A 25,051-nucleotide genomic window follows, 5' to 3' on the forward strand; every position below is an offset into this window, starting at 1 on the left:
ATTGCACATCGCGGTTCGCGCTGCGCGCGCCCCGGAACGACGTGGAGAAAGGGCGCCGAACCCATCAAGCCGCTTTCGCGGTCTGCGCCATCGACGCAAAGGTCTTGCCTTCATCCGCAAGGCGCTTGAGCAGCGGCGCCGGCTCCAGCGAGGGATCATTGGTCTCCTTGGCATAATAGGACAGCCGGTCGGCGATGTGCTTGAGACCGACCTGGTCGGCATAGAACATCGGGCCGCCGCGATAGATCGGCCAGCCATAGCCATAGAGCCAGATCACGTCGATATCGCTCGGACGCGCCGCGATACCTTCTTCGAGGATGCGCGCACCCTCGTTGATCATCGGGTACATCATGCGCTCCAGGATCTCGTCGTCCGAGACCACGCGCTTCTTGCGGCCGAGGCGCTGCAGCGTCTCGTCGATCAGTTTTTCGACCTCCGGATCGGGCAATGCCGCACGCGACCCTGCCTCGTACTTGTAATAGCCCTTGCCGGTCTTCTGGCCGAAGCGGCCGGCTTCGCACAGCGCATCGGCGATTTCCGACTTGATGCCGCGGTCCTTGCGCGAGCGCCACCCGATATCGAGGCCGGCGAGATCGCCCATCGCGAACGGGCCCATCGGCATGCCGAATTTTGTGACCACGGCGTCAACCTGCTGCGGCAATGCGCCTTCGAACAGCAGCTTCTCGGACTGCTTGCCGCGCTGGGCCAGCATGCGGTTGCCGACAAAGCCGTCGCAGACGCCGACCACGGCCGGAACCTTTGCAATCTTGCGCGCGATCGAGACCGCGGTCGTCAGCGCGTCGGGCGCGGTCTTGGCGGCGCGGACGATCTCGCACAGCTTCATCACGTTGGCCGGCGAGAAGAAGTGCATGCCGAGCACGTCCTGCGGACGCTTCGTCACCTTCGCGATCTCGTCGATGTTCAGATACGAGGTGTTGGAGGCCAGCACCGCGCCGGGCTTGGCGTACTTGTCCAGCGCCTCGAACACTTCCTTCTTGACCGCCATGGTTTCGAACACGGCTTCGATCACCAGGTCAGCGTCCTTGACGTTTTCCAGGCCGACTACGCCGGTGATCAGGCCCATGCGCTTGGCCGGGGCATCGGCGGGGATGCCGCCGCGGGCGGCGGTCGCCTCATAATTCTTCTGCATCACGCCCATGCCGCGCTTGAGCTGCTCTTCGCCGGTCTCGATCAGGGTGACGGGAATGCCGGCATTGGCAAACGACATCGCGATGCCGCCGCCCATGGTACCGGCGCCGATGATGGCGACGCGCTCGACATTGCGCGGTTTCGTTCCTTCGGGCACGCCGGCGATCTTGGCGGCCTCGCGCTCGGAGAAGAACGCGTAGCGCTGCGCCTTCGACTGGTCGCTCGACACCAGCTTGAGAAAACCTTCGCGCTCCTTTTTCAGCCCTTCATCGAACGGCAGATCGATCGCAGCGCCGACCGCGTCGGCGGCGGCGAACGGCGCTTCCAGGCCGCGGGCCTTCTTGGTGAGGGCGGCGACCGCATTGGTGAAGATCGAACGGTCGGCCTTGGCGGCCGCGAGCTTGGAGTCGTCATCGCGCAGCTTGCGCAGGGGGCGCTTCTCCGCCAGCACCTTGAGGGCAAAGGCTTCACCACCGGACGCCGGGCCTTCGACGATCTCCTCGATCAGGCCGTTTTTGAGCGCTTCAGCAGCACCGATCGGATCGCCGCCGACGATCATCTTGACCGCGAGTTCCGGACCGACCGCGCGCGGCAGGCGCTGCGTGCCGCCGGCGCCCGGCAACAGGCCGAGTTTCACTTCGGGCAGGCCAAGCCTGGCGTCCTTGGTGGCGACGCGATAGTGGCAGGCCAATGCGACTTCGAGACCGCCGCCCAAGGCCGTGCCGTGAATGGCGGCAATGATCGGCTTCGGCGAGTTCTCCATCGCAACAAGCACCTCCGCGAGACCCGGGGGCTTCGGCGGCTTGCCGAATTCGGTGATGTCGGCGCCGGCGATAAAGGTGCGGCCGCCGCAGGTCAGCACGATCGCCTTTACTTCGGGATCGGCGATCGCACTCTTCATGCATTCGAAAATACCGCCACGCACCGCGGCGCTCAGTGCGTTGACCGGAGGGCTGTTAACCGTGACGACGGCGATGACGTCATGACGCTCGAGCTTTACGACTTCGTTCACGAGACTCTCCCTGGATAACGCGTTCTTGGTTGCGTTGTTTTTGGCGTTGATGTTCTCGACTTGCGTTTACTGGCTATTTCGCACTGCGAAATTAAATTCCACATCTTGACAGGGAGGGTTATTTTGAAGCACGTCCCTTGTCAACGCGCTCGGCAAAGCAGCAGGCCAATGAAACGTCCAGGGAAGAAAGTGGCGACAGATCGCAGCTTCGTCGTCGCGCTTTCCCGCGGACTTGATGTGTTGCGCGCATTCCATCCCAACGACGGGCTTCTCGGCAATCAAGAGATCGCCGCCCGTACTAATTTGCCGAAGCCAACCATTTCCCGGCTGACCTACACCTTGACCAAGCTGGGCTATCTTACACCCGTTCCGCGGTTCGAAAAGTATCAGCTCGCGCCATCAGCCATGGCGCTGGGGTATGCCGCGCTGGCCAATCTCGGCGTTCGGCATTTGTCCGAGCCCTACCGCGAGGAAGTCATGCGCGCGACCGGCGGCGCGGTCGCGGTCGGCGGGCGCGACCGCCACAGCATGATCTATTTCGGCCAGAGCCGTAACGGCTTGACGCTGGGCGTCCAGCTCGACGTCGGTTCGCGAATACCGATCGCCACCACCGCGATGGGCCGGGCCTATATCTGGGCGCTGCCGAATGACGAGCGTGCCTCTTTATTGCGCGAGCTGCGCGACCACTACGGCAGCCGCTGGTCGCGGCTGCGCGACGGCATCGAACGCGCCGGCGAAATGGTGGAGCGGCGCGGCTTCACCATCTCCGCGGGCGAGTGGCAGGACGACGTGCACGCAGTCGGTGTGGCGCTCAAGCTGAACGACGGAACCGGTCCGTATGCCTTCAATTGTGGCGCGCCCGCATTCCGCTTCACGGAAGATCGGCTGCTCAACGATATTGGACCTCGCCTTGTGGCGATGGTAAGGAACATCGAAGCGGCGCTGGGCGGTGCGGCGCCGCAATCCAAAAAAGAAGAAAGCAAAAAGTTGAAAGCAGGAGGGAAAGTTGCACGTTTGGTCGAGGGGATCAGGTAGCCTTCATCTTCACCGGCGAAGGATTTCGCGCGGTCATTTCCGCCCTGTTAATCGCATGGGCGAGACGAGATGACGCAGGCACAGCTCGCGCAGGGAAATTCTCCCCTGCTGGCGGTTCGCGACGTCAGCGTCGTGTTCGGCGGCATCATCGCGTTGAATGGCGTCTCCTTCGACATGCAAAAGGGGCAGATCCTCGGGCTGATCGGACCGAACGGCGCCGGCAAGACGACATTGTTCAACTGCCTCTCCCGGCTCTACCAGCCGAGCTCCGGCGACATCCTGATGGAGGGGGCGAGCATCCTGACCCGCCCGCCGCACCGGATCGCCGAGATCGGCATCGGCCGCACCTTCCAGAACGTGGCGCTGTTTCCCAATCTGTCTGTCATGGACAATGTCCGCGTCGGCACCCACGCCCGCACCTCCAGCGACATCATCTCGGACTCGTTGAAGCTTGCCTGGGTTCGCCGCGGCGAGGCCAACGTCAACAAGAAGGTCCACGAGATCCTTGCCTATCTCGACCTCGAAGACGTCGCCCATACGATCGTTTCCGGCCTGCCCTTCGGCACCCAAAAGCGCGTCGAGCTGGCGCGTGCGCTGGCCGCCGATCCGAAGATCCTGCTGCTCGACGAGCCGGCCGGCGGTCTCAACCATGAAGAAGTCCACATACTCGGCGATCTGATCAGGCGCATTCGCGACGACCGCCACATGACCGTGCTGCTGGTCGAACATCACATGGGTCTGGTGATGTCGATCGCCGACCACGTCGTCGCGCTCAACTTCGGCCGCAAGCTCGCCGAGGGAACGCCGGCCCAGGTTCAGGCCGACCCGGATGTCATCAAAGCCTATCTGGGGAGCAAGGACCAATGACCGCGATGCTCAACGTCAAGGATTTGCGGGCCTATTACGGCCAGGTCCAGGCGCTTCACGGCCTCTCCTTTGCCCTTAACGAGGGCTCACTGACCACGCTGCTTGGCGCCAACGGCGCCGGCAAGACCACCACCTTGCGGGCGATCTGCAACATGGTGCGCTCGACCGGCGCCATCGAATTCGACGGCGCGCCGCTCGCCGGCCGCTCGACCGAAAACGTCGTCCGTCTCGGCATCGCCCATGTGCCGCAGGGCCGCGGCACCTTCACCACCATGACGGTGGAAGAAAACCTGCAGCTCGGCGCCATCACCCGCAAGGACAAGGCCGGCGTGGTTTCCGATATCGAGCGCATGTATGACCACTTCCCGGTCCTGAAACAGCGGCACACCCAGCAGGCCGGCACGCTGTCCGGCGGCGAACAGCAGATGCTGGCGGTCGCCCGCGCGCTGATGCTGCGTCCACGGCTGATGCTGCTGGACGAGCCGTCGTTCGGTCTGGCGCCGCTGATCGTGCGCGACCTGTTTCGGATCCTCGGCAAGATCAATCGCGAGGACAAGGTCACCATCCTCGTGGTGGAGCAGAACGCGCAACTGGCGCTGGAACTCGCCGATCAGGCCTATGTGATCGAAACCGGACGGATCGTGATGTCGGGCAATGCCAAGGACATCGCGAACAACGAAGACGTCCGCAAATCCTATCTCGGTTATTGAGGAGCCGGCCATGGAGCTTTTTACCAATCAAGTCCTGGCCGGCATCGCCACAGGCGCGATCTATGCCTGCATGGCGCTCGCCGTCGTCATGATCTACCAGGCGATCGACCATCTCAACTTCGCCCAGGGCGAAATGGCGATGTTCTCGACCTTTATCTCCTGGCAGATGATGCAGTGGGGCATACCCTATTGGGGTGCGTTCGTGCTGACGCTGGCCTTCTCGTTCGCCGGCGGCATCGTGATCGAGCGGCTGCTGTTCAAGCCGCTGGCCAAGGCCCCGATCCTGACCAACGTCGCCGGCTTCATCGCATTGTTCGCGATCATCAATTCGGTCGCCGGCCTGATCTGGGATTTCACCATCAAGCAGTATCCGACGCCGTTCGGCTCCTCGCCGTTCCTCGGCAGCCAGCTGATCTCGACCCACCAGGCCGGCATGATCGGCGTCACCGTCTTGCTGCTGATCCTGCTGTTCTTCTTCTTCCAGTACACGCGGATCGGCCTTGCGATGCGGGCGGCCGCCTCCTTGCCTGAATCGGCCCGGCTCGTCGGCATCAATACCTCCTGGATGATCGCGCTGGGCTGGGGCATGGCGGCAGCGATCGGCTCGATCGCCGGCATGCTGATCGCGCCGGTGGTGTTCCTGGAACCGAACATGATGGGCGGCGTGCTGATCTATGGATTTGCCGCGGCCGTGCTCGGCGGCCTGACCTCGCCGCTCGGTGCCGTGATCGGCGGCTTCCTGGTCGGCATCTTCGAAAATCTCGCCGGGACCTACATTCCCGGCGTCGGTAACGAACTGAAACTGCCGATCGCGCTTGCGCTGATCATCACCGTATTGGTCGTCAAACCGGCTGGGCTGTTCGGCCGGCCCATCGTGAAGCGAGTTTGATCATGAGCGCTGTCGAAGACGTCGTCACCGAAGCCCCGGCTGTCGAAGCTGTTCCGAAACGCGCGATGACGCTCGGCTTCGGCACCTCGCTGGTCATGCTGGTGTTGCTGCTCGTCGTGCCGCTGTTCGTGAAGAACTTCATCATCTTCCAGCTGACCCAATTGCTCTATTTGGGACTCGCCGTACTGGCGTTGAACATCCTGACCGGCGGCAGCGGCCAGTTCTCGCTCGGCCAGAGCGCGTTCTACGCCGTCGGCGCCTATACGTCGGCAATCCTGATGGAACACGCCGACATGAACTACGCGCTGACGCTGCCGATCGCGGGCATCATCTGCTTCGCTTTCGGCTTCCTGTTCGGTCAGCCGGCACTGCGCCTCTCCGGGGTCTACCTCGCGCTGGCGACATTCGCGCTCGCAACCGCGATGCCGCAACTGCTCAAGCTCGGCTTCTTCGAACACTGGACCGGCGGCGTGCAGGGCCTGGTGGTCACCAAGCCCGATGCGCCGTTCAGCCTGCCGATGTCGCAGGACATGTGGCTTTATTATTTCACGCTCGCGATCACGGTCGGAATCTATGTCGCTTCCGTCAATCTGCTGAGATCGCGCTCCGGACGGGCTTTCATGGCGATCCGCGACAACGAGATCGCGGCGTCCGCGATGGGCGTCAACGTCGCGCTGTACAAGACGCTGGCGTTCGGCGTCAGCGCCGGCATTACCGGCGTAGCCGGCGGCCTCGGCGCCATTGCCGTCCAGTTCGTGGCCCCTGACAGCTTCACTATCACACTCGCGATCCAGCTGTTCCTCGGCATGGTCGTCGGCGGCGTTGGCTGGCTGCCTGGATCGATCGTCGGCGCCGCCTTCATCATCTTCGTGCCCAACATCGCGGAAGGCGTTTCCAAGGGGCTCTCCGGCGCCGTGTTCGGCGTGCTGCTGTTCCTCGTCATCTTCCTCGTGCCGCACGGCGCCAGGCAGGTTGCCATAGTTGCCCAGCAACTGGTTGGCAAGCTCAAGAAGTAACCGAACTCAGGAGAAACTATGCTGTCCAGACGACAATCAAGAATCGCCGCGCTTGCGACGGCGGTCATCACTTTTGCCGCGATCAGCGGCACCGCGCTTGCCCAGAAGAAATACGACACCGGGGCTACCGACGCCGAGGTCAAGATCGGCAACATCATGCCGTACAGCGGACCGGCTTCCGCCTACGGCGTGATCGGCAAGACCGAAGAAGCCTATTTCAAGATGATCAACGCCCAGGGCGGCATCAACGGGCGCAAGATCAACTTCGTCAGCTATGACGACGGCTACAGCCCGCCGAAGGCGGTCGAGCAAGCGCGCAAGCTGGTCGAGAGCGACGAAGTGCTGGTCGTGTTCAACCCGCTGGGCACGCCGTCCAACACCGCGATCCAGAAATATCTCAACGCCAAGAAGGTGCCGCAGCTGTTCGTCGCCACCGGCGCCACCAAATGGAACGATCCGAAGGACTTTCCGTGGACCATGGGCTGGCAGCCCAGCTATCAGAGCGAAGCGCACATCTACGCGAAATATCTGATGAAGGAAAAACCGGACGCCAAGATCGCCGTGCTCTATCAGAACGACGATTTCGGCAAGGACTACCTTAAGGGCCTGAAGGACGGCCTCGGCGCCAAGGCGTCGATGATCATTGCCGAGGAAAGCTATGAGACCGCGGAGCCCACGATCGACAATCACATCGTCAAGCTGAAGGCCACCGGCGCCGACGTCTTCATCAGCATCACCACGCCGAAGTTCGCCGCACAGGCGATCAAGAAGATCGCCGAGATCGGCTGGCAGCCGCTGCACATCGTCTCCAACGTCTCGGCGTCGGTCGGCGGCGTGATCAAGCCGGCAGGCTTCGAGAATTCGCAAGGCATCCTGTCGGCGGCCTACGCCAAGGACGGCGCCGATCCGCAGTGGGACAACGATCCCGGCATGAAGAAGTTCTTTGCCTTCCTCGAGAAGTTCTATCCCGAAGGCAACAAGCTCGACGGCTCCGTGGTCTATGGCTACGGCGCGGCGCAGACCATGGCGAAGGTCATCGAGATGTGCGGCGACGATCTCACCCGCGCCAACGTGATGAAGCAGGCCGCGAGCCTGAAGGATTTTGCGCCCGACACCTTGCTGCCCGGCGTGAAGATCAACACTTCGGCGACCGACTTCGCCCCGATCGAGCAGCTTCAGATGATGCGCTTCAAGGGCGAGAAATGGGACCTGTTCGGCGACATCATCTCGGGCGAACTCAGCAACTAAAGCGTTTTCGAGCGAAGTGGATACCGGTTCGCGTAGAGAAAACGCGTCGAAAGAAGAATCTATAGCTTCGGTTCTAGAACCGAAGCTCTAGACCGAAGTTTGCTCGTGTCGTCAGGAGAGACTTGAGTCAGTGCAGTGGGTTAGGGTGGGAATGATCCTGTGATTGTGTCCATGTAAGGGGATTCCCAAATCGGCGAGGATATGATTCGATTCGGGCATGTTCATCGAGATGGTGCCCAATCGAGACTCTCCGCCTGCGGTGTTGCTGCGGGAGAGTTATCGCGACGAGCAAGGCCGTTCGCAGAAGCGGACGTTGGCCAATCTCAGCAAGCTGCCGCGTGATATGATCGATACGTTGAAGGCGGTGCTGAAGGGCGGAACGGTCATCGGCACTGGTCCGCAGGAACTGGAAGTCGAGCGCTCATTGCCGCACGGCCATGTTGCGGCGGCGCTTGGAATGATCCGCAAGATTGGCCTCGACCGGTTGATTCTGGGTGCGGCGAAGGATCCGGCCTCGCGACGCTGCTGCGATCTCGTTGTCGCCATGGTGGTTGATCGGTTGATTGCGCCACGATCGAAGCTGGGCTTTGTCCGCGCGATCGATGAGGAGACGGCGGTATCGAGTCTGGGCGCGGTCTTGCACCTTGGCCGGGTCAAGGAGCGGGAGGCCTATGAGGCGCTGGATTGGCTGCTCGAACGTCAGGGCCGCGTCGAAAATGGCTTGGCGCGGCGGCATCTCGAAGACGGCGTGCTGGTCCTCTATGACGTCAGCTCATCTTACTTCGAGGGCCGCTGCTGCCCGCTGGCGCGCTATGGCCACAGCCGGGATCACCGCAAGGACCGGCCGCAAATTGTCTATGGGCTGCTCTGCACACGCGAGGGACTGCCGATCGCCGTGGAGGTGTTCGACGGCAACACCGCGGATCCCTCAACCTTGAGCGCGCAGATCGAGAAGGTGAAGGATCGCTTCAGGATCAGTCGTCTGGTGCTGGTCGGAGATCGCGGCATGATCACCTCGGCCCGCATTCGCGACGAACTTAGGCCCGCGAATCTCGATTGGATCACCTGCCTGCGTGCACCGGCGGTGCAGGCGCTGGCCGCGGAAAATGGGCCGTTACAGCTGTCGTTGTTCGATGATCGCGATCTCGCCGAAATCAGCGCGCCGGACATGTTCCCAGGCGAACGGCTGATCGCGTGCCGCAATCACGACCTCGCCGCCGAACGGGCGCGCAAGCGTGAGGACTTGTTAGCAGTGACTGAACGCGAACTGGCCCGGATCGAAGCCAAGGTCCGGCGCAGGAACGCTCCCTTGCGTGACGCTGCCGAAATAGGTCTGGCGGTCGGCGCGGTTCTTAACAAAAGAAAGATGGCCAAGCACTTCGTCGTTACGATCCGCGATGGTCATCTCTCCTGGCATAGACGGCTCGATCAGATCGAGGCAGAGGCGCGCCTCGACGGCATCTATGTGATCCGAACCAGCATGCCTGCCGAGCATCTGAATGCCGCAGAAGCAGTTCAGGCCTACAAGGATCTCTCGCACGTCGAACGGGCATTCCGATCCCTGAAGAGCGTCGATCTGGAAATCCGGCCGATCCGTCATTGGACCGCGGACAGGGTGCGGGCTCATGTCTTCCTGTGCATGCTCGCCTACCATGTCGAGTGGCTCCTACGGGAGGCCCTAGCGCCGCTGTTGTTCCACGACACCGATCTGGCAGCAGCCAAAGCGGAGCGAACTTCTCCAGTTGCGGCCACCGCACCGTCAGACGTCGTCAAGGTCAAGAAGACAACCAGGCGATCGGCAGACGGTCAGCGCGTCATGAGCTTCGGTGACCTCATTGCGCATCTCGGAACACTCGCTCGCAACACCATGCACGTGCCCGCGCGCCCCAAGCACCGCTTTACCCTTCACTCCAAACCAACCGCCCTCCAGGAGGCGGCCTTCGATCTGCTCGGGCTCAATCCCGTTCGTGTCCAGTAACCGAGTAGCCTCGCGGACGAATGATCAAACCGCATCAGATACTTATGCGATTCATGGGTGAAAACTTCGGTCTAGACCGAAGTTTGCTCGTGTCGTCAGGAGAGACTTGAGTCAGTGCAGTGGGTTAGGGTGGGAATGATCCTGTGATTGTGTCCATGTAAGGGGATTCCCAAATCGGCGAGGATATGATTCGATTCGGGCATGTTCATCGAGATGGTGCCCAATCGAGACTCTCCGCCTGCGGTGTTGCTGCGGGAGAGTTATCGCGACGAGCAAGGCCGTTCGCAGAAGCGGACGTTGGCCAATCTCAGCAAGCTGCCGCGTGATATGATCGATACGTTGAAGGCGGTGCTGAAGGGCGGAACGGTCATCGGCACTGGTCCGCAGGAACTGGAAGTCGAGCGCTCATTGCCGCACGGCCATGTTGCGGCGGCGCTTGGAATGATCCGCAAGATTGGCCTCGACCGGTTGATTCTGGGTGCGGCGAAGGATCCGGCCTCGCGACGCTGCTGCGATCTCGTTGTCGCCATGGTGGTTGATCGGTTGATTGCGCCACGATCGAAGCTGGGCTTTGTCCGCGCGATCGATGAGGAGACGGCGGTATCGAGTCTGGGCGCGGTCTTGCACCTTGGCCGGGTCAAGGAGCGGGAGGCCTATGAGGCGCTGGATTGGCTGCTCGAACGTCAGGGCCGCGTCGAAAATGGCTTGGCGCGGCGGCATCTCGAAGACGGCGTGCTGGTCCTCTATGACGTCAGCTCATCTTACTTCGAGGGCCGCTGCTGCCCGCTGGCGCGCTATGGCCACAGCCGGGATCACCGCAAGGACCGGCCGCAAATTGTCTATGGGCTGCTCTGCACACGCGAGGGACTGCCGATCGCCGTGGAGGTGTTCGACGGCAACACCGCGGATCCCTCAACCTTGAGCGCGCAGATCGAGAAGGTGAAGGATCGCTTCAGGATCAGTCGTCTGGTGCTGGTCGGAGATCGCGGCATGATCACCTCGGCCCGCATTCGCGACGAACTTAGGCCCGCGAATCTCGATTGGATCACCTGCCTGCGTGCACCGGCGGTGCAGGCGCTGGCCGCGGAAAATGGGCCGTTACAGCTGTCGTTGTTCGATGATCGCGATCTCGCCGAAATCAGCGCGCCGGACATGTTCCCAGGCGAACGGCTGATCGCGTGCCGCAATCACGACCTCGCCGCCGAACGGGCGCGCAAGCGTGAGGACTTGTTAGCAGTGACTGAACGCGAACTGGCCCGGATCGAAGCCAAGGTCCGGCGCAGGAACGCTCCCTTGCGTGACGCTGCCGAAATAGGTCTGGCGGTCGGCGCGGTTCTTAACAAAAGAAAGATGGCCAAGCACTTCGTCGTTACGATCCGCGATGGTCATCTCTCCTGGCATAGACGGCTCGATCAGATCGAGGCAGAGGCGCGCCTCGACGGCATCTATGTGATCCGAACCAGCATGCCTGCCGAGCATCTGAATGCCGCAGAAGCAGTTCAGGCCTACAAGGATCTCTCGCACGTCGAACGGGCATTCCGATCCCTGAAGAGCGTCGATCTGGAAATCCGGCCGATCCGTCATTGGACCGCGGACAGGGTGCGGGCTCATGTCTTCCTGTGCATGCTCGCCTACCATGTCGAGTGGCTCCTACGGGAGGCCCTAGCGCCGCTGTTGTTCCACGACACCGATCTGGCAGCAGCCAAAGCGGAGCGAACTTCTCCAGTTGCGGCCACCGCACCGTCAGACGTCGTCAAGGTCAAGAAGACAACCAGGCGATCGGCAGATTGGTCAGCGCGTCATGAGCTTCGGTGACCTCATTGCGCATCTCGGAACACTCGCTCGCAACACCATGCACGTGCCCGCGCGCCCCAAGCACCGCTTTACCCTTCACTCCAAACCAACCGCCCTCCAGGAGGCGGCCTTCGATCTGCTCGGGCTCAATCCCGTTCGTGTCCAGTAACCGAGTAGCCTCGCGGACGAATGATCAAACCGCATCAGATACTTATGCGATTCATGGGTGAAAACTTCGGTCTAGACGCCCTGCTGCGACGCGGAACACGCGCCGCCTGTTCGACTAAATAACGCCCCCCGCGAGCCAGTCGCGGGGGGCTTTTTGTTGCCGGGTGCCCGCGGAAGGTATTCAATGCCGCCAGGAGCCGCAAAGCGCTCCCAATCCAAAAAACGTGACACATTCAACAATGATCCAGGGAGATCAAAATGCCTGCTATCCACTTGCGATTGGGGGCCTTTTCGGCCGCCCTCGCATTGCTCGCTGCGACCAGCAGCGCCTCTCTCGCGCAGAAGAAATACGACACCGGTGCGACCGACACCGAGATCAAGATCGGCAACATCGTGCCCTACAGCGGACCGGCTTCCGCCTATGGCGTGATCGGCAAAACCGAGGAGGCCTACTTCCGCAAGGTCAACGCCGAGGGCGGCATCAACGGCCGCAAGATCACCTTCATCAGCTACGACGACGCCTACAGCCCACCGAAGACGGTCGAGCAGGCGCGCAAGCTGGTCGAAAGCGATGAAGTGCTGATGATCTTCAATTCGCTGGGCACGCCGCCGAATTCCGCGATCCAGAAATACATGAACCAGAAAAAGGTGCCGCAGCTGTTCGTCGCCACCGGCGCCACCAAGTGGAACGACCCGAAGGAGTTTCCGTGGACCATGGGCTGGCAGCCCAACTACCAGAGCGAGTCCACCATCTATGCGAAATACATCATGAAGAACAAGCCGGACGCCAAGATCGCCGTGCTCTACCAGAATGACGACTACGGCAAGGACTATCTGAAGGGATTCAAGGACGGGCTCGGCAGCAAGGCTGCCTCGATGATCGTGATGGAGGAAAGCTACGAGGTCTCCGAACCGACCATCGACAATCACATCGTCAAGCTCAAGTCGACCGGCGCCGACGTATTCTTCAACATCACCACGCCGAAATTCGCGGCGCAGGCGATCAAGAAGAACGCCGAGATCGGCTGGAAGCCGCTGCACTTCCTCAACAACGTTTCGGCCTCGATCGGCAGCGTGATCAAGCCGGCCGGCTTCGAGAACGCCCAGGACATCATCTCGTCGAACTACCTCAAGGATCCGACCGATCAGCAATGGAAGAACGACAAGGGGATGATCGGCTGGAACGAGTTCCTGGATAAATATTATCCGGAAGCCAACCGCGCCGACGCCTCGGTGATGTACGCCTACACCGTCGCCCAGGGCCTCGTGCACGTGCTGAAAGCCTGCGGCGACGACCTGACGCGGGCAAACATCATGAAGCAGGCGGCGAGCATCAGGGATCTCGAGCTCGGCGGCCTGCTGCCCGGGGTCAAGGTCAACACCTCGGCGACCGATTTTGCACCGATCTCGCAGTTGCAGCTGATGAAGTTCAAGGGCGATCACTGGGATCTGTTCGGAGAGATCATCAACGCCGATGTAGGCGGCTGACGGGCTGAGACTGTCTACTAAAGAAGCAGCCCCTGCGGCTTTGCCGCAGGGGCTTTTTGTTGTGACGTCCCCGGTAAAATGATAATCACATCGCCGAACTCACGCATGAGTCAAAAGAGCTTTCACATCAAGAAAGCCGCGACACATCATTGTTGTCATTGAACCGAGGGAGAGAATTAATGCTCACGACCGCTAACAGGCTGGCGGTGGCGTCAGTCGCGCTGACCCTGCTTGCCGTATCCAGCAGCGGCGCGCTTGCGCAAAAAAAATACGACACCGGCGCCACCGATACCGAAATCAAGATCGGCAACATCATGCCGTATAGCGGTCCGGCTTCCGCCTATGGCATCATCGGCAAGACCGAGGCCGCCTATTTCAAGAAGATCAACGACGCCGGCGGCATCAATGGCCGCAAGATCAACTTCATCTCTTACGACGATGCCTACAGCCCGCCGAAGACGGTGGAGCAGGCGCGCAAGCTGGTCGAGAGCGACGAAGTGCCGTTCATCTTCAATTCGCTGGGAACGCCGCCGAATTCCGCGATCCACAAATACATGAATTCCAAGAAGGTGCCGCAGCTGTTCGTCGCCACCGGCGCCACCAAATGGAACGATCCGAAGGAATTTCCCTGGACCATGGGCTGGCAGCCCAACTACCAGAGCGAAACCCAGATCTATGCGAAGTACATCCTGAAGAACAAGCCGGACGCCAAGATCGCCGTGCTCTACCAGAATGACGACTACGGCAAGGACTATCTCAAGGGCCTGAAGGACGGGCTCGGCGCCAAGGCGGCATCGATGATCGTCGCCGAGGAAAGCTTTGAGACGTCGGAACCGACGGTCGACAATCATATCGTCAAGCTGAAGGCTACCACCGCCGACGTCTTCATCAACATCTCGACGCCGAAATTCGCGGCGCAAGCCATCAAGAAGATAGCCGAGATCGGCTGGAAGCCGATGCACTTCCTCAACAACGTCTCGGCCTCGGTCGGCAGCGTGATCAAGCCGGCGGGGTATGAGAACGCGCAGGACATCATCTCCGCTGCCTATCTCAAGGACGTCTCCGACAAGCAGTGGGACAATGACCCCGGCATGAAGGAATTCTATGCATTCATGGCCAAGGATTTCCCCGAAGGCGACAAGCTCGACGGCGGAACCGTGACCGGCTACGGCGTGGCCCAGACGCTGGTCCAGGTCCTGAAGCAGTGCGGCGACAACCTCACCCGCGAGAACGTCATGAAGCAGGCGGCGAGCCTGAAGGATTTCCGCACCGAAGTCCTGCTGCCCGGCATCAAGATCAACACCGGCCCGACCGATTTCGCTCCGATCTCCTCGCTTCAGCTGATGAAGTTCAAGGGCCAGCAATGGGAGCTGTTCGGCGAGGTCATCAACGCCGACGTCGGCGGCTGAGCCGCCTCAGAGGCCGGTTGCCCGAACATCAAATCGTCATGCCCCCTGCGACACCGTCGCAGGGGGCATTTTCTTGCGAACATTGTTTTCCAGCGCGCGATCAGCAAAAGTGGATGCCGGTTTTGCGTCAGATCGCGCGCCGAATATTGATTGGCGCATGGTCTCTTCGCCAACCCGCTTACACTTTGGCGGATCGTGCGCTAATCAATGCGACCTGACCCGACAACAAACCTTGCACCCCGCGAGGCCCAAGAAAATCACAGGGAGTTTTGCGAAATGCCCGAACCGACCCAACGCCGCCTCGCAACGGTATTTCTGAGCCTGGCGGTCGTTGCCGCGACCGGCAGCGCGGCGCTGGCCCAGAAGAAATACGACACCGGCGCCAGCGACACCGAGATCAAGATCGGGAACATCGTTCCCTACAGCGGCCCGGCGTCGGCCTATGGCGTGGTCGGCAAGGCGATGGCGGCGGTGTTCAAGCGGGTGAACGACGACGGCGGCATCAACGGGCGCAAGATCAACTTCATTTCCTATGACGATGCCTACAGCCCGCCGAAAGCGGTCGAGCAGGCGCGCAAGCTGATCGAGAGCGACGAGGTGCTGTTGCTGATCGGCACGCTGGGCACCGCCTCCAACACCGCGATCCAGAAATACGTCAACGGCAAGAAAGTACCGCAACTGTTCGTCGCCACCGGCGCCACCAAGTGGAACGATCCAAAGACCTTCCCGTGGACCATGGGCTGGCTGCCCAGTTACCAGAGCGAGTCCCGCATCTATGCCAAATACCTGACAAAAGAAAAGCCGAACGCGAAGATCGCGGTGCTCTATCAGAACGACGACATGGGCAAGGATTACCTCAAGGGATTGAAGGATGGTTTCGGCGCCGATCCCTCGCGCATCATCGCGGAAGAAAGCTACGAGGTCGCGGAGCCGACCATCGATTCCCACGTCGTGCGGCTGAAGTCGTCCAATCCAGACGTCATCATCTTCTTCACGACGCCCAAATTCGGCGCCCAGGCCATCAAGAAGGTCGGCGAGATGAACTGGAAGCCGGTCACGATCGTGTCCAATGTCAGCGCCTCGACCGCGACCGTCATGCGGCCCGCAGGTCTCGACAATTCGCAAGGCGTGATGTCGGCGGCCTACGCCAAGGACGTCAGCGATCCGCAGTGGGCCGGCGATCCCGGCATCAAGGCTTTCGACGACCTGCTGGCGAAGTACATGCCGGAGGTCAATCGCGCCGACGCCTCGGCCATGACCGGCTACAACATGGCCACGACCATGGTCGAAGTGCTGAAGCGGTGCGGCGACGACCTGACCCGCAGCAACGTCATGAAGCAGGCGGCCAGCCTCAGGCAATTCGCCCAGGGCGGGCTGTTGCCCGGCATCACGCTCACCACGGGCCCGGACGATTTTCAGCCGATCGAACAATTGCAGTTGATGCAGTTCAAGGGCGAGCGCTGGCAATTGTTCGGCGATGTCATCAGCGGCGAGCTGGTCGGCAACTGACATCACTTGAATTGCAGGCGGAAGCCTTGCCAGGGGAACTGCCAGGGGAACTGCCGAGGGAACTGTCAAGGGAACTACAATGACCGACCGACGTCCTCTCCTGCGCATGATCTTTGACGCGGCGGTTGCGGCCGCGCATCCGGACGTCGTGCTGGCGGCGCATTTGCGCCCCGTCCCGAAAGGCCGGGTGATCTGCCTCGCCGCCGGCAAAGGTGCGGCGGCGATGGCAGCGGCCGCCGAGCGGCATTATCTCGATGCGCTCGAACTCGACCCGGCGCTGCTTGTGGGCATTGCCACCACCCGCCACGGCCACGGCGTGCCGACGCGGCGGGTCAGGGTGGTCGAGGCCGGTCATCCCGTGCCCGACGAGGCCGGGCTGAAAGCCGCCGACGACACGCTGCGGCTGGCCGCGGAGGCGACCGCCGACGATCTGCTGCTGGTGCTGCTGTCCGGCGGCGGATCGGCGAACTGGATCGCGCCGGTCGACGGCGTCACGTTCGCGCAGAAGCAGCAGGTCAACCGCGCGCTGCTGCGCTCGGGGGCGCCGATCGGCGAGATGAACATCGTGCGCAAGCATCTGTCGCGCATCAAGGGCGGCCGGTTGGCGCGCGCCGGTCAACGCGCCGAGATCGTGACGCTGGCGATTTCGGACGTGCCGCACGACGATCCCTCCGCGATCGCTTCGGGCCCGACGGTGCCGGACCCGACCACGCTGGCCGACGCCCGCGCGCTGGTCGCAAAATACAATCTGGCGGTCGACGACGCGGTACGCCGCGCGCTCGACGACCCCAACAATGAAAGCTGCAAGCCCGGTGATCCCGCCTTCGCCCGCGCGCGGTTCGAACTGATCGCCAGGCCGAAGGCGTCGCTGGACGCAGCGGTCAGGATCGCCCGGGATGCCGGCTATGCGATTATCGAACTCGGCGCCGATCTCGAAGGTGAGGCCCGCGACGTCGCGGCGGATCACGCCCGGCTGGCGTTGCAGGCGCGCAGCGAAGGCAAGCGCACCGCTATTCTATCGGGCGGCGAACTCACGGTGACCGTGCGCGGCAATGGGCGCGGCGGCCCCAACCAGGAATACGCGCTGGCGCTCGCGGGCTTGCTGAAGGATACGACCGGTATTTCGGCGCTGGCCGCGGATACCGACGGCGCCGATGGCGGCGCCGGCAGCGCCAGCGATCCGGCCGGGGCGATGATCGATCAAACCACCTTTGCGAAGATGAAGTCGCTCGGCCTCGACCCAAACGCCTATCTCGACAACAACGACGCCACCGCCTTCTTCACCGCGACCGGCGATCTGTTGCTGACCGGCCCGACCCTGACCAACGTCAACGACGTCAGGGTGATCTTGGTTGAAGGGGCGTAGTCTACGCATTTCCCGGCGCGCCAACGGTCCGTCCCGGTCAAATGTTAAGGCTTTGTTGACCGAGTTCGAGGGAACTTGCCGGAGCCGGCGACATATCAAAGGCGCGATTTACCTGCCCCGTTTGTAATGCACCGCCCCTTAATGCGGGAGCGCTGCAGGTCGCGGCGGGGAAACGCTAAATGTCGGACTCTCACCATGCGACGGCCGGTTCGAATCCGGCCTTGCCAGGCTGGCTTCTCGAACAGGCCATCAACAACCTGTCGCTGGGGTTCATCATCTTCAATGCGAAGCGCGAAGTCGTTTTCTGCAACGCTCGCTACATGGAAATTTACCGGCTGTCGCCCGAGCAGGTGAAGCCCGGCACGCCCATCACCCAGCTCATTCAGCACCGGTTGAACCTCGGATTGAAGATCCACTCGGCGCCGGACGAATACATCCGCGCACATAGGGAAAACGCCATCGTTCCCGTTACCACGATCCAGAGATTCAGCGACGGCCAGATCATCACCTATACCGTGTATCCGATGCCGGACGGCGGCGGGATGGCAACCCACGAGGACATCACGTCGCGGGAGGAAATCAGCGCTCGCCTCAAGCAGCAATACGAGCTCGGCAAGCAGCAGGAAGAGAAACTGCAGGTCCGGAATTTCCAGTTCGATACCGCGATCAACAACATGTCGCAGGGGCTGTGCTTCTTCGACGCCGGCCACAATCTGATCGTGTGCAATGACCTCTTTGTCTCGATGTACGACCTGCCGCCCGGCCGCGTCGGCCCCGGCACCCCCTTGACTGAAATCGTCGACCTGCGCTTCGAAGCCGGCAGTTTTCCCGCGATGTCGCGCGACGAGTATCTGCACTGGCGCACCGGCGTTGCAGTTTCCGCCGAACCGACCGACAGCATCGTCGAATTGCAGAACGGGCGCACCTTCAAGATCCGGCATCGGCCGATGCCTGACCTCGGCTGGGTCGCAACCCATGAAGACATCACCGAGCAGCGGCAGGCCGAGATCAAGATCGAGCATATGGCCCACCACGATGCGCTGACCGATCTTGCCAATCGGGTGCTGCTCAATGAGCGGCTCGAAAGCGCCCTCGCCCGGTTCCAGGGCGGGGAGATGCTGGCGGTTCATCACCTCGATCTCGACCAGTTCAAGGCCGTCAACGATACGTTCGGTCATCCCGTCGGCGACAGGCTGCTGAAGGTCGTCGCGGACCGGCTGCGCGGACTGGTGCGGGAGACCGACACCATCGCGAGGACGGGCGGCGACGAATTCGTCATCGTCCAGGCTCCTGTGGCAGACCCCACCGATGCCACTTCTCTCGCCGAAAGCATCATCGAACTGCTGAGCCAGCCTTACGACCTCGACGGCCACCAGGCCGTCATCGGCGCCAGCATCGGCATTGCGGTCAGTCCGGGCGACGGATCGAGCGCCGACACGCTGCTGCGAAACGCCGACCTCGCGCTCTATCGCGCCAAGGGCGACGGACGCGGCACATTCCGGTTTTTCAAACCCGCGATGGACGAGCAAATGCAAACCCGTCGCGTCATGGAGCAGGATCTGCGCAAGGCGCTGGCCGCCGGCGAATTCGAACTCTATTACCAGCCCGTGGTGAGCCTGGAGAGCAACAAGATCAGCGGTTTCGAAGCGCTGATTCGCTGGAATCATCCGGAAAAGGGACTGGTCGCGCCCGCGGCCTTCATTCCGCTGGCGGAAGAAATCGGCTTTATCGTGCCGCTGGGGGAATGGGTCATCCGTCAGGCCTGCATCACCGCGGCGCAATGGCCGGACCATCTTCAAGTCGCCGTCAATATTTCGGCGGCTCAGTTCCGCGGCTCCGGTCTGATGCAGGTGATCATCAATGCACTCGCGACCTCAGGCCTGCACCCGACGCGGCTCGAGATCGAGATCACCGAGACCGTCCTCCTGCAGGACAAGGAAGCGACGCTCGCGGTGCTTCACCGGTTGCGCGCGCTCGGTATTCGTATCGCGATGGATGATTTCGGCACCGGATATTCCTCGCTGACCTATCTGCAGTGCTTCCCGTTCGACAAGATCAAGATCGACCGCTCGTTCGTAAAAGATGTTGCGGACAACGCTGGATCGCTCAACATCGTGCGCGCGGTCGCGGCACTGGCGAATGGAATGGGCATGGCGGCGACCGCCGAAGGCGTCGAGACCAAGGAACAACTCGACAGGATCACGGCCGAAGGCTGCACCGAGATGCAGGGATATTTGTTCAGCCGGCCGCTTCCCGTTCACGAGATCGAGCGGTTGTTCCTTTCCGGAAGCGGCGCTCGGAAACCGCAGGACAAGACCGCCGCGGCCTGACCGTCACTGCGATCCCGTCGAGCACGAATTTGCCTGCCCGTGTTCGGCTACGGGCCATTCAGGGTAATTTGGCGGATGGTTGAACCCTCATGGTGAGGAGCGCGTCTTCGCGCGTCTCGAACCATGAGGCCCCGGTGCGAACTCATCCCTCGAGACGGCGCTAACGCGCCTCCTCAGGATGAGGAGCGTGCTTCAAAATTCCTTGGCGATCTTCGCCATCATATCGAGCAGTGCGGCGCGGTTCGCCGGGCCGAGCACTTCGTTGAGACGCGCCTCGTGCTTGGTGGCGACCAGCTTCTTGGCGCGCGCCAGCACGGCGCGGCCCTTGTCGGTCAGGACCACGATGTGGGAGCGGCGGTCGTTGGCCGAGCGCATCCGCGCGCAGAGATCGCGGCTCTCGAGCGCGTCGAGCATGGCGACGAAATTCGGCCGGAGGATGCCGAGCGTGTTGGCGATTTCGGTCTGGTTGCGGCCGGGATTCTTGTCGAGCAGCAGCAGCACCGAGAATTGCGCCGGCGTCAGCTGCAGCGGCGCGACGCAGCGCAGAAAATCCTCGAACACCTTCAGTTGCGCGCGCTTCAGAACATAGCCCAGCAGTTCGGACAATTCGCCGAGCTGCAGCGAGGTATCCTCCCCGGCGGCCTCGGCGGGATCCTTGCGCGCGGGGCGGGAAAGCTTGACGACATCGGCGGCATTCTTGGAGGCAGTCATCGCTCGCGGCTCGCAATTCCGGCAGAAAAGCCCTGCCCCAACGGCGGGCCTTGAAGTTATATATGATAATTGTTATGAATTATATCAAATATCGGCGGGACTTCAACTACCGATATCACAGGGTCGGGCCGACGGATAAGGTCGCGGCCGGCTCGACGCGTGAGGGGGAGCGCCGGTCTTGAATACCACGATCATGCTATTCCTGCTGCAGGATGGCATCACCAACGGCGCGATCTATGCGTTGCTCGGGCTGGCGCTGGTGCTGGTGTTTGCCGTCACGCGCGTCATCCTGATCCCGCAAGGCGAATTCGTCACCTATGGCGCGCTGAGCTACGCCATGCTGGCCACCGGCCAGGTGCCGGGCACGGCGCGGCTGGCGGTGGCGATGGGCGTGGTCGCATTCGGCCTCGACCTGTTCGTCGCCCGCAAATCGTTGCGGCTGCGGCGGGTCGCGCGTTCCGTGGCGCTCAACATCGCCTTCCCGGTTGCGATCCTCACCCTGGCCACCGCGCTCGCCAGCCCGACGACGCCGATCGCGGTCAATATCGCGCTGGCGCTGTTGATCGTCGCGGCGATCGGCCTGTTCCTCTATCGAATCGCGTTTCAACCGATCGCGCACACCTCCGTGCTGGTGCTGCTGATCGCTTCCGTCGGCTGTCATCTGGCGCTGCAGGGCCTCGGCCTGGTGTTCTTCGGAGCCGAAGGCCTGCGCGGACCGGCACTGTCGAACGCCGCGCTCACCGTCGGGCCGCTGCGCTTCACCGGCCAGAGCATCGCGGTCTATGGCCTGACCGTCGCCTTCATCGTCGGGCTGTGGCTGTTCTTCGGCTTTACGCTGATGGGCAAGGCGCTGCGCGCCACCGCGGTCAATCGACTCGGCGCGCGGCTGGTCGGCATCCGGACCACGCTGTCCGGACAGATCGCCTTCCTGCTGGCATCGCTGATCGGCGCAATCTCAGGCATCCTGATCGTTCCGATCACCACGCTTTACTACGACACCGGCTTCCTGATCGGCCTGAAGGGCTTTATCGCCGCAATCATCGGCGGGCTCATCAGCTATCCCCTCACCGCGATCGCAGCACTCATTGTCGGCATCGTCGAGGCGTTCTCGTCGTTCTACGCCAGCAATTTCAAGGAAGTCATCGTCTTTACCCTGATCCTTCCCGTTCTGGTGCTGCGTTCGCTCGCAGCCCCCGCGGTCGAGGAAGAGAAGGATTGATGGCGATGGCGCAGCGGCTTCCCCTCATCGTCTTTGCACTCGTCATGGCGGCGATCCCGTTCATCCCGGGCGTGCCGCCGTTCTGGATCGTGCTCCTGGACAATATCGGCCTCGCCGCGCTGGTGGCGATGGGCCTCGTGCTGCTGACCGGGGTCGGCGGCCTCACCTCGTTCGGCCAGGCGGCCTTTTGCGGCTTTGGCGCCTACACCACGGCGGTGCTGACCACGACCTATGGGCTGTCGCCGTGGCTGACGCTGCCGCTCTCGCTCATCGTCAGCGGCATCGCCGCGGTGCTGCTCGGCCTCGTCACGGTGCGGCTGTCCGGCCACTATCTGCCGCTCGGGACCATCGCCTGGGGCATCGGGCTGTTCTATTTGTTCAGCAAGCTGGAGTTCTTGGGCCGTAACGACGGCATCTCCGGAATTCCGCCGCTCTCGATCGGCTCGCTCAAAATGATCGACCCCGGCACGATCTATTTCGCGATCTGGATCGCGGTGCTGATCGCCGCGGTTCTCACCATGAATCTTTTGGACTCCCGCACCGGCCGCGCCATCCGCGCGCTGCGGCGCGGGCATATCGCCGCCGAAGCGTTCGGCGTGCAGACACCGCGCGCAAAACTTCTGGTGTTCATCTATGCGGCGGTGCTGGCGGGACTTTCCGGCTGGCTCTATGCGCATTTCCAGCGCGCCGCCAATCCGACCCCGTTCGGCGCCCAGTCCGGCATCGAATATCTCTTCATCGCCGTCGTCGGTGGCGCCGGCTATGTCTGGGGTGGCGTGCTCGGCGCCGGCATCGTGGTGATCCTGAAGGAGATCCTGCAGAGCTATCTGCCGTATATTTTCGGCGGCCAGAGCCAGCTCGAGACCATCGTGTTCGGCATCCTGCTGGTCAGCCTGCTGCAACTGGCGCCGACCGGGGTCTGGCCCTGGCTGATGGCGCGATTGCCGTTCAAGCCGGACCGCAAGCAGCCTGACACGTCGCTGACCTTGCCCGCGCGTGTGCGGGCGCCGCCGACGCCTTCCGTGCTGCTGAAGATCGAAAAGGCGCGAAAACAGTTCGGCGGCGTGATCGCCGTCAACGATGTGTCTTTCGACGTGCACGCCCGCGAGATCGTCGCCCTGATCGGTCCGAACGGCGCCGGCAAGAGCACGACCTTCAATCTGATCACGGGCGTTCTGACATCCACAAGCGGCACGATCTCCGCACTCGGCCACAAGGTCAACAACGCGCCGCCGCAGCAGATCGTGAAGCTGGGGATTGCCCGCACCTTCCAGCACGTCAAGCTGGTGCCCGACATGACCGTGCTGGAGAACGTCGCGATCGGCGCGCATCTGCGCGGCCATTCCGGCGCGATCTCCAGCATGTTCCGGCTCGACCGCGCCGACGAGGCGAAATTGCTGGCGGAAGCCGCGCGCCAGATCGAGCGCGTCGGCCTCGGCGACCAGATCGATCAATTGGCGGGCTCTCTCTCACTCGGCCAGCAGCGCATCGTCGAGATCGCCCGCGCGCTGTGCGTCGACCCGATGCTGCTGCTGCTGGACGAGCCCGCCGCGGGCCTGCGCCACATGGAAAAGCAGCGGCTCGCCGCGCTGCTGCGGCAGTTGCGCGACGGCGGCATGTCGGTGCTGCTGGTCGAGCATGACATGGGCTTCGTGATGGATCTCGCCGATCGCATCGTGGTGCTCGACTTCGGCACCAAGATCGCCGAAGGCACGCCGTCGGCGATCAAGACCAATCCCGACGTGATCAAGGCCTATCTCGGAGCTGCGGCATGAATCACGGTACGCGCGCCCTGTTGCAAGTCAGCGACGTCCATGTCGCCTACGGCAAGGTCGAAGCCGTGCGCGCGGTGTCGCTGGACGTCGCCGACAACGAGATCGTCACCATCATCGGCGCCAACGGCGCCGGCAAGACCACGCTGTTGAACGCGATCATGGGCATCCTGCCGCTCAAGGGCAGCGCCGTCTTCGCGGGTGCGGATATGGCCCCGCTCGATATCGAGGATCGCGTCGCGGCGGGCCTCTGCCTGGTGCCGGAACATCGCGAACTGTTCGCCACCATGAATGTCGAGGACAATCTGCAGCTCGGCGCCTTCCGGATTGCGAAGGCTGTCGCGGCAAGATCCTTCGAGCGCGTCTACATGCTGTTTCCGCGCCTGAAGGAGCGGCGCAAGCAACTGGCCGGCACGCTCTCCGGCGGCGAACAGCAAATGCTGGCGATGGGCCGCGCGCTGATGGGCGCGCCAAAGCTGCTGATGCTGGACGAGCCCAGTCTCGGCCTCGCGCCGATCATCGTCGCCGACATCTTCCGCATCATCGGCGAGTTGCGCGCCGCCGGCGTCTCGGTGCTGCTGGTCGAACAGAACGCGCAAGCCGCACTGCAAATTGCCGACCGCGCCTATGTGATGGAGCTCGGCGAATTCATTTTGAACGGGCCGGCGAATGAAATCGCCAGCAACGCACGCGTCGCGGCGAGCTATCTCGGCTTCACGCATGAGGGCGAGAGCGCGATTTAGGCGCGGCTTGCACTCGCGTTAGGATTGCGCTTCACTTCACCCTCCCCTGGAGGGGGAGGGTCGCTTGCACTCGGCGATGCGCAGCATCGTCCGATGGGAACGGGTGGGGTGATCTATCCGCGAGCGAGATGCCTATGGTCTCAACAGCGATCCGCCGTGCAGTAGCCAAGAGACTACGTGCGAACACGACCCCGCATGAGCGCATATTGTGGCGCGCTCTCAAGGAACTCCCCGTAGACGGCACGCACTTCCGGCGGCAAGCGCCGATCGGCCCCTACATCGTCGATTTCTTCTGTCCTGCCAAGCGGCTCATTATCGAAATTGATGGCGGGCACCATAACGACGATGAGACGGCAAAGCATGATCAGGAGAGACAGCTTTGGCTTGAAAAGGAAGGATATCGTGTCATTCGCTTCTGGAATTCGGAGATCACCGGCGATCTGATGGCCGTGCTCGAACGGGTTTACGTCGAGCTTTATGGTTCGCGCGACGCGGAGGTACGCCGCTGAAACACCTCCGACGACGATAGACTGTCACCCCACCCCGGCTCGCATCGCTATATGCGATGCGAGCCGACCCTCCCCCTCCAGGGGAGGGTAAGAAAAGAGCCGGCGCTCTTTTATAGAGCGCCGGCTCAA

The 25,051-nt window shown here is 62.3% G+C and carries 18 protein-coding genes and 1 pseudogene; 17 read left to right on the plus strand and 2 right to left on the minus strand.

Annotation, left to right across the window (positions count from 1 at the left end; genetic code table 11):
* Window positions 1-64: 64 nt before the first annotated feature.
* A complete protein-coding gene (locus V1289_RS16650) occupies window positions 65-2,161 on the minus strand; it encodes a 3-hydroxyacyl-CoA dehydrogenase NAD-binding domain-containing protein (protein ID WP_334397904.1) in 2,097 nt (698 codons plus the stop codon).
* A 168-nt stretch (window positions 2,162-2,329) separates the two neighbouring features.
* On the opposite strand from V1289_RS16650, the gene V1289_RS16655 reads away from it, so the two are divergent.
* The 13 genes and pseudogenes from V1289_RS16655 (at window position 2,330) to V1289_RS16720 (ending at window position 19,968) form a co-directional block, all read left to right on the plus strand.
* A complete protein-coding gene (locus tag V1289_RS16655; RefSeq protein WP_334407504.1) occupies window positions 2,330-3,196 on the plus strand; it encodes an IclR family transcriptional regulator in 867 nt (288 codons plus the stop codon).
* A 69-nt stretch (window positions 3,197-3,265) separates the two neighbouring features.
* Complete coding sequence (locus V1289_RS16660; RefSeq protein ID WP_334397905.1) at window positions 3,266-4,063, plus strand: ABC transporter ATP-binding protein; 798 nt, start codon at window positions 3,266-3,268, stop codon at window positions 4,061-4,063.
* On the plus strand, window positions 4,060-4,773 hold the full coding sequence (locus V1289_RS16665) for an ABC transporter ATP-binding protein (RefSeq protein ID WP_074273034.1): 714 nt from the start codon (window positions 4,060-4,062) through the stop codon (window positions 4,771-4,773). Before V1289_RS16660 ends, V1289_RS16665 begins: the two co-directional genes overlap by 4 nt.
* A 10-nt stretch (window positions 4,774-4,783) precedes the next feature.
* Entirely contained in the window at window positions 4,784-5,662 is an 879-nt protein-coding gene (locus V1289_RS16670) for a branched-chain amino acid ABC transporter permease (protein ID WP_074273033.1), read from the plus strand.
* A 2-nt stretch (window positions 5,663-5,664) separates the two neighbouring features.
* Window positions 5,665-6,678, plus strand: coding sequence for a branched-chain amino acid ABC transporter permease (locus V1289_RS16675; RefSeq protein WP_334397906.1), 1,014 nt, complete (start codon window positions 5,665-5,667; stop codon window positions 6,676-6,678).
* A gap of 18 nt (window positions 6,679-6,696) precedes the next feature.
* Complete coding sequence (locus V1289_RS16680) at window positions 6,697-7,926, plus strand: ABC transporter substrate-binding protein (protein WP_334397907.1); 1,230 nt, start codon at window positions 6,697-6,699, stop codon at window positions 7,924-7,926.
* A gap of 217 nt (window positions 7,927-8,143) precedes the next feature.
* Window positions 8,144-9,904 (plus strand): IS1634 family transposase, encoded by a 1,761-nt coding sequence (locus V1289_RS16685; RefSeq protein ID WP_334395305.1) that lies wholly within the window; start codon window positions 8,144-8,146, stop codon window positions 9,902-9,904.
* A gap of 201 nt (window positions 9,905-10,105) precedes the next feature.
* A pseudogene (locus tag V1289_RS16690) lies at window positions 10,106-11,867 on the plus strand (IS1634 family transposase).
* Window positions 11,868-12,124: 257 nt separating this feature from the next.
* On the plus strand, window positions 12,125-13,354 hold the full coding sequence (locus V1289_RS16700; protein ID WP_334397910.1) for an ABC transporter substrate-binding protein: 1,230 nt from the start codon (window positions 12,125-12,127) through the stop codon (window positions 13,352-13,354).
* 179 nt (window positions 13,355-13,533) lie between these two features.
* Window positions 13,534-14,763 carry an ABC transporter substrate-binding protein gene (locus tag V1289_RS16705; RefSeq protein WP_334397911.1) on the plus strand — a complete coding sequence of 410 codons (1,230 nt, stop codon included), beginning with the start codon at window positions 13,534-13,536 and terminating at the stop codon, window positions 14,761-14,763.
* Window positions 14,764-15,039: 276 nt separating this feature from the next.
* A complete protein-coding gene (locus tag V1289_RS16710) occupies window positions 15,040-16,272 on the plus strand; it encodes an ABC transporter substrate-binding protein (RefSeq protein ID WP_334397912.1) in 1,233 nt (410 codons plus the stop codon).
* Window positions 16,273-16,351: 79 nt separating this feature from the next.
* On the plus strand, window positions 16,352-17,638 hold the full coding sequence (locus V1289_RS16715; protein WP_334397913.1) for a glycerate kinase type-2 family protein: 1,287 nt from the start codon (window positions 16,352-16,354) through the stop codon (window positions 17,636-17,638).
* A gap of 179 nt (window positions 17,639-17,817) precedes the next feature.
* Window positions 17,818-19,968, plus strand: a complete 2,151-nt coding sequence (locus V1289_RS16720) for a sensor domain-containing protein (protein WP_334397914.1) — start codon at window positions 17,818-17,820, stop codon at window positions 19,966-19,968.
* Between the two features lie 192 nt (window positions 19,969-20,160).
* On the opposite strand, the gene V1289_RS16725 is transcribed toward V1289_RS16720, so the two are convergent.
* Entirely contained in the window at window positions 20,161-20,679 is a 519-nt protein-coding gene (locus V1289_RS16725) for a MarR family winged helix-turn-helix transcriptional regulator (RefSeq protein ID WP_334397915.1), read from the minus strand.
* Window positions 20,680-20,857: 178 nt separating this feature from the next.
* Here V1289_RS16725 and V1289_RS16730 point away from each other — a divergent pair, with 178 nt between their 5' ends.
* From V1289_RS16730 to V1289_RS16745, 4 genes are all read left to right on the plus strand, one after another.
* A complete protein-coding gene (locus V1289_RS16730) occupies window positions 20,858-21,898 on the plus strand; it encodes a branched-chain amino acid ABC transporter permease (protein ID WP_334397916.1) in 1,041 nt (346 codons plus the stop codon).
* Between the two features lie 5 nt (window positions 21,899-21,903).
* Window positions 21,904-23,673, plus strand: a complete 1,770-nt coding sequence (locus tag V1289_RS16735) for a branched-chain amino acid ABC transporter ATP-binding protein/permease (RefSeq protein WP_334407506.1) — start codon at window positions 21,904-21,906, stop codon at window positions 23,671-23,673.
* On the plus strand, window positions 23,670-24,413 hold the full coding sequence (locus V1289_RS16740) for an ABC transporter ATP-binding protein (protein WP_334397917.1): 744 nt from the start codon (window positions 23,670-23,672) through the stop codon (window positions 24,411-24,413). The genes V1289_RS16735 and V1289_RS16740 overlap by 4 nt, the downstream gene beginning before the upstream one ends.
* 134 nt (window positions 24,414-24,547) lie before the next feature.
* Window positions 24,548-24,922: an endonuclease domain-containing protein gene (locus V1289_RS16745; RefSeq protein WP_334397918.1), complete on the plus strand. Its 375-nt coding sequence runs from the start codon at window positions 24,548-24,550 to the stop codon at window positions 24,920-24,922.
* The last annotated feature ends 129 nt before the right edge of the window (window positions 24,923-25,051 follow it).

This window comes from Bradyrhizobium sp. AZCC 2289 (genome assembly GCF_036924615.1).
Taxonomy (GTDB): Bacteria; Pseudomonadota; Alphaproteobacteria; order Rhizobiales; family Xanthobacteraceae; genus Bradyrhizobium.